Genomic DNA, 5,259 nt, shown 5'->3' with positions numbered 1-5,259 from the left:
GTTTAGAGGTGGTAAGAATATATTCCGTGTTAGGAGATTTTCAGCCTGGATCTCCCTCTCTACAAACCGTAAATATACACTCATGTCCTCATCATAACTTGTAACATATAGCTGTTTTTCAATATGCATTTATTATATTCATTTTCAAAATAGAAATCAACCTTTCACGTTATATTTTGCTTTTGATCAAACGGAAATTCATTTTTTTCGTATAACATAACTTTTTCTTGGAAGATATTTTGAATGGTATAAACAAAATCATGATCATGCTGGTCGCTATACAGATGAATAGCAGCTGGAGATAAACTTAGCAAAGGCGCGATAATAGTTGAGTCTATGTATAATGATTCTTGTTCAGATAAAAAGGCCTCTGCTAGAGCTGCACATTCACGTTCAGGAACATATCTACTGTTGTGGTCGTACAGTACAAACTTGTTTTTGTTCAAGTGCATTACATACACGTTACCTGTAGATGACTGTCTTTCATTAGCTGCTTGACGCAGCTGATGAATAAGAATTTGATAGTCTTGTTCAAGCTTATATTCATCAATCGCCAGCTCGGCATAATAGCGCAGCCGCTCTTGATATTCTTTTAAACGGAATTGGAGAAAAGACTCAAAGGTGAATGTTACATTATGAATGAAGAAGTCTTGAAGAGCCTGGCGGATAAGTAATTCTCTTGGAAGAGAAAATGTTTTTTGCGGAATTTCGCCTCTCTCTCCTTCCATAATCCCCCCCATAATTTGAAGCAGCAAATCTTGCTCTTCCTCTTCTGAATAGAAAAATTGTTCTTTTAATATGTTTACCATCATCTTTTTTTCTTTCTTTTTTAAAATTACGTGGGTTAATACCGGTATCACCATGTCTTGTAAAATGGCCTCTCTATTGTATGTCTCATCAATGACTAAAAGCTGATTATTCACCAGCTTCAAGCACTGTGAACCATATGATAAAGCGCTTCGCTTCGCGCATAAAGACTCATATACAACGACTGCGTCTTCTACATATTTAAAGAATATTTTCATTCCTCATAGCCCCCCTTTGGACACGCTTTATTAATGTATATGGGGCAACATGCAAAAAAATGAGCAAGTCGTTACAAGAAATGTAAAACGACCTGCTCATCTATTTCGTTTATTCTCTCCATTCATTTCAACAGGAATGGCTAGAGACTTAATTCGTTCCATGACACGAGCGGCTTTGAGCTCTTCCTGCTCGCCTCTTTGGGTATAAGTCAAATGATGTTGTAGCTCTTTAAAATTTAAATTCGAGCTGAAAAATGTCGGCAAATTTTCGAGCATACGGAATTGTAAAATGGTTCCGAGCACATCGTCTCGCATCCAGCTCGTTACGGATTCTGCTCCGAGATCATCAAGCATAAGAACCGGTACTTTTTTGACATACTCTATTTTCTCATTGAAACTTTGATCTTGAAACGAACCTTTTAACTCACGCAAAAACTCAGGGACATACAGAATGGTAGATTTCACTTTCTTTTCGGCTAATGCATTGGCAATTGCTCCAAGAAAATACGTTTTCCCCACACCAAACGAACCATGTAAATATAAAGCTTTCATTTTCTTATTCGGCTCATATTCTCGCACAAAATCTCTTACTAGTTTAATGGCTTCAAATCTTCCCTGCTCAATTTCAATATCAGACATTGTTGCCTGTAAAATTTCTTTAGGCACGTACATACACTGAATAAAAGATTCTTGTTCTTTTCGCTCATCTTCTTGTACTTTTCTAGGACAGCGTTCATACTGTAAATCAATATTACGGCCTTTTACAACCAGCTGAGGGTGGTATCCTTTCACCATGTTGACACAGCTTTGCAGAGAAGGACACTTGTCACAGCATTTGCTTTGATCGATAAATTCATGCATCTTCATCAGACCTCGGTCAACCATTTGCTCATCTAACTCATGGCGATGCTCTTGCAAAAATGTTTTAACTTCGGGATTAGACAGGATACTGTTTCTTAATGCTTCTAAGCGTGCTTTAAAATCCTTTTTGTTCACTAACTGATTTAGTGAATCATTGATAGGCTTCATCTTTTTCACCTCACCTCTATCATACCTGCTTTTTATTCTTTATGCTTTTGTTTTAGCTCTTGATCTAACTGCTTGAGCTCTTCTTGTAGCTTTCGTTTTTCTTCTTCAAATCCGTCCACTTCTTTTGAAGGCTGCTTTTTCTCTTCTTTTTCTTCATCGCTCAGCCACTCTGGCACCATTTCTTTACGCACAATTTTTCGTCCAGCTGTTTTTTTATTTTGCTTTGCTTCGGTCCAATTCTGATATTCTTTCTGTTCATTTTTAGCTAAATTCATGGCATCTTGAACAGTTTGTACCTTTTTGCGCGCCCAGTGTCCAGCAATTTTCTCTACATAGCTCTTAGATAATTTCATATCGGATCTTAGCATCACGTAGTAAATTAGAACATTTACTACCCCTGGTGAAAGCTTTTGGTTAAACATCACTTCTTCGATCATTTGCAAGTCTGCTTTTGAAGGCTCTGCTCCCCCGGAAAACTCGATCAAAAGCTGTCGAGGAGAAGTCACTTCAAGCTGTTGAATGAGCTGCTCTTCCTTTGTCTGCGGCTGCTTTTCCTGCATGGTACGAAGCATAGGTGGCTGAATTTGTTCGCTTAGATTTGGAAGTGCTTCTCCATTTTCAAATTGGTAAAAGGACTGTGCTGCTTTTCTAAGCAATTCAATATCAACTTGATCGTTCTCATTTAGCGAATCGAGCACCACATTTTTCATTTGAAGAGGATCGATACCGTATAAAAAGGCTAGCTTTTCAATCGCTTGTTTTACTTTAGATGTAATAGACCTTTTCGAAATCATTGAATCTGTTAGACCTGCTAAAAATAAATCAAAATCAAAGGAATCCGGGCTCATCTCAATAGAAGCGCGTTTGGAGGAATCCACAAAGTCCGTTTGAGCATCAGGAGAAAATACATCCTTGCTTTCAGACTGAAAACTTGGAGCCAGCTCCGTTGCTTTAACTGATTTAAATACATCGTTAAATGAATGCGTCACATCTTTGAACGATTGCTCATCGACGAGTGAATCAGAAAAATAATTTTTTACTTTTTGAAAGATAGATTTCCCGAGTCGGTTATATAAATATACATTTAACACGCCATCGTTAAAAAACTGATGGGGCGTCAGAGGAGGAATGAGCTCATAAATGAACACACGAACATCATCTTCTTCCTTAATATATGTTTTTAACAAACCAATGCCTTCTAATTTTAACCGCTCATGGTAAATAGCTTTCAAATTAATTTGCATCATTGACATTAGATGATGATGCGTAGACTCTTTCCCCCATAAACGATCTTGTTCCAGCTCGCTCCATAACGTCATATACAGACCAAAGCACGTTGTACCCACCAACGGCTGATAGAGCATGGTTAAAATCTTTCGGTCGTATTCCTGCAGTATGCCGTTCGAACGAACAACATAACGATCGACCGGTATCATTTCTTTCCAATGTTGTTCTTTCATGTCGTTCCCTACCTACTTTTAAAGTAATAGAAATGACAAAAAAAGAGCCTAAAGAATACTTCAATAGCTCTTTTACAGTCGTTCCTTCTTAATTAAATCTTTTAATTCATCAATAAATACATTGATGTCTTTAAATTGTCGGTATACAGAAGCAAATCGAACATAAGAGACTTCATCGATAGCAGCTAATCGCTCCATCACCATTTCTCCTACAACATCTGACTGCACCTCTGATGTACCCTGACTGCGCAGCTCTGTTTCAATATCGTGTACCGTATCTTCTAATTGTTTTAAGCTTACTTGGCGTTTTTCACACGCCTTAATTAACCCTCGAAGGATTTTGTCTTTGCTGAACTCTTCTCTCGCTCCATCTTTTTTTACAACAATTAACGGAAGTTCTTCTACTTTCTCAAAAGTTGTAAAACGATAGTGACACTCTTCGCATTCACGTCTTCTACGAATAGAGCGGCCTTCTTCTACAGGGCGCGAGTCCAGCACTCTCGTTCCATTGTAATGACAGGATGGGCACTTCATATTCTCAGCTCCAATAATAAACCTTGTTTTTCTTTTTATTTTCTCTTATATAAGTTAATTTCCATCTATGTTAGCCGGCTACTCGCCATTTATTATGATTTTTATCATCATTTCCTTTAACAAACACGATGCTGTATTAAAGGATTTGCTTTATTCCATCTTATAGAAAACAAGGCTTGAATACAAGTAAAGGAAAAGGAATTTCCCCATTTTATTTCCTGAAATTCAAAAATGATAAGGAACTTACGAAGAAAGAGGAATGAGTTTTTGATCAAAGCTCTTATAAAGCGTACGTACAAGTTCTTTACTAAAACCAAAATCAACCGGCACCACTTTTGATTCTGTTGTAGCAGAAAAATCGATAGCGGTTTCAAGAGGACGTACGTTAATAATGGTAATCACAACAAAAGCTTTTCTTCCTTTTACAACGTTTAAGCTAATCTCTCCTCGCTCTTCATATGCAGCAAGTATCTCTATCCCTTGCATGTGCTTCAACATTTCATGAACTTGCTTAAATGCATTCCCGGCTGTTGTTTTGTAATAATGCGTTTTTAGAGTTGGATCTGAATGGTGATCGCTTGTTTCTACATGATTAGAAAATAAAGATTTAACTGCTTGTACTACCCCCATGTTGTTATCCCCTTTGTTTTTGCGTATTAAAAATTTATATACTAAAAAGAGGTGTGTAATACACCTCTTAACTTACGTAATCAATCGACACTATTAAAGTGCATTCGCTTTAGTTTGTTTTACCTGAACAGGACCCATTCCACGTGGCAATTCAATTGTTTCACGTGTCTGTGCACTTAGAGCATCTGCAATATAATCTGCTGCGATTGTAGGATCTAAATGACCACAAGTATAAACATCGATACTTGCATAACCATGCTCTGGGAAGCTGTGAATCGTTAAATGTGATTCTGAAATAATAACAACGCCACTTACACCTTGAGGTGCAAATTTATGGAACGCTACTTCGCGAACTTCCGCACCAGATTTTAAAGCTGCATCAACAAACGTTTTTTCAATATAATCAATATCATTTAACTTATCGAAATCGCATCCCCATAATTCTGAGATGACATGACGACCCATTGTTTCCATAATGATATTTCCCCCTTTAACAATTTTTAATCGTTAAACATGAAGTTCTTTCGCCATATAGCATGTTAACTACCACGGGGGAAAGTTAGTCCAAAGAGGTCCTAACC

The 5,259-nt window shown here is 37.4% G+C and carries 6 protein-coding genes; all 6 read right to left on the bottom strand.

Features of this window, described 5'->3' with window-relative positions; genetic code table 11:
* Positions 1-164: 164 nt before the first annotated feature.
* Positions 165-1,025 (bottom strand): sporulation protein YtxC, encoded by an 861-nt coding sequence (gene ytxC / locus AC1DRF_RS16110; protein ID WP_016765699.1) that lies wholly within the window; start codon positions 1,023-1,025, stop codon positions 165-167.
* Between the two features lie 96 nt (positions 1,026-1,121).
* Complete coding sequence (gene dnaI, locus AC1DRF_RS16105; protein WP_013059430.1) at positions 1,122-2,054, bottom strand: primosomal protein DnaI; 933 nt, start codon at positions 2,052-2,054, stop codon at positions 1,122-1,124.
* A gap of 32 nt (positions 2,055-2,086) precedes the next feature.
* Entirely contained in the window at positions 2,087-3,514 is a 1,428-nt protein-coding gene (locus AC1DRF_RS16100) for a replication initiation and membrane attachment family protein (protein WP_097824666.1), read from the bottom strand.
* 72 nt (positions 3,515-3,586) lie between these two features.
* Complete coding sequence (gene nrdR / locus AC1DRF_RS16095) at positions 3,587-4,048, bottom strand: transcriptional regulator NrdR (RefSeq protein ID WP_013059432.1); 462 nt, start codon at positions 4,046-4,048, stop codon at positions 3,587-3,589.
* Between the two features lie 243 nt (positions 4,049-4,291).
* Positions 4,292-4,678, bottom strand: coding sequence for a hypothetical protein (locus tag AC1DRF_RS16090; RefSeq protein ID WP_013085185.1), 387 nt, complete (start codon positions 4,676-4,678; stop codon positions 4,292-4,294).
* Between the two features lie 93 nt (positions 4,679-4,771).
* Positions 4,772-5,152, bottom strand: a complete 381-nt coding sequence (gene speD / locus AC1DRF_RS16085; protein ID WP_013059434.1) for an adenosylmethionine decarboxylase — start codon at positions 5,150-5,152, stop codon at positions 4,772-4,774.
* Between the last annotated feature and the right edge of the window lie 107 nt (positions 5,153-5,259).

This window comes from Priestia sp. P5_B4 (genome assembly GCF_056400385.1).
This window is presented reverse-complemented; position numbering and strand designations above follow the sequence as displayed.

Coding starts and splice junctions, on each gene's coding strand:
- ytxC (WP_016765699.1), bottom strand. CDS start 1,025: ATGAAAATATTCTTTAAATATGTAGAAGACGCAGTCGTTGTATATGAG.
- dnaI (WP_013059430.1), bottom strand. CDS start 2,054: ATGAAGCCTATCAATGATTCACTAAATCAGTTAGTGAACAAAAAGGAT.
- AC1DRF_RS16100 (WP_097824666.1), bottom strand. CDS start 3,514: ATGAAAGAACAACATTGGAAAGAAATGATACCGGTCGATCGTTATGTT.
- nrdR (WP_013059432.1), bottom strand. CDS start 4,048: ATGAAGTGCCCATCCTGTCATTACAATGGAACGAGAGTGCTGGACTCG.
- AC1DRF_RS16090 (WP_013085185.1), bottom strand. CDS start 4,678: ATGGGGGTAGTACAAGCAGTTAAATCTTTATTTTCTAATCATGTAGAA.
- speD (WP_013059434.1), bottom strand. CDS start 5,152: ATGGAAACAATGGGTCGTCATGTCATCTCAGAATTATGGGGATGCGAT.